The organism is Stenotrophomonas sp. A3_2 (assembly GCF_036624925.1).
Lineage (GTDB): Bacteria > Pseudomonadota > Gammaproteobacteria > Xanthomonadales > Xanthomonadaceae > Stenotrophomonas > Stenotrophomonas hibiscicola.
On sequence record NZ_JAZKVY010000399.1, the window covers coordinates 1 to 379 of the forward strand.

At 76.5% G+C, this 379-nt stretch carries 1 protein-coding gene; it reads right to left on the bottom strand.

Going from position 1 to position 379, the window contains the following annotated elements:
- Positions 1-379, bottom strand: a 379-nt coding sequence (locus R5H29_RS22845; RefSeq protein ID WP_332329905.1) for a hypothetical protein, incomplete at both ends; no start/stop codon positions are given.

The following is a 379-nucleotide window of genomic DNA, read 5'->3' on the forward strand; positions in this document are numbered from 1 at the left end:
GAACGACGTGCCCTCCTCCGCCAGCCGCCGCCGCAACGTCCGCGGCGACATGCCCATCGCGCGCGCCACCGCATCCTGCGCGCAGGCCCCATCATGCAGCGCCTTGAAGATCAGCAGCCGCGCCCGCGCGGAGACCGTCATCCGCCGGCGCCGCCGCGCCACCTCCCGCGCCAGCCGCCCATGATCCGGCGCCGCCTGCGCCGGCAGGCCGGTCGGCCGATCGAGCCAGCTCGCCGGAAACCGCAGATAGTTCGTCTCCGTCCAGGTCACCACGCGATCCGGCACGCCGCGCGCCCCCTCGCGCCGCAGGCCAACCCCCTCGCTCTCCAGCCCAAGCTCCGCGCCCGCCCACCCGGCCCCCACCGCGCCGCGCAGTATC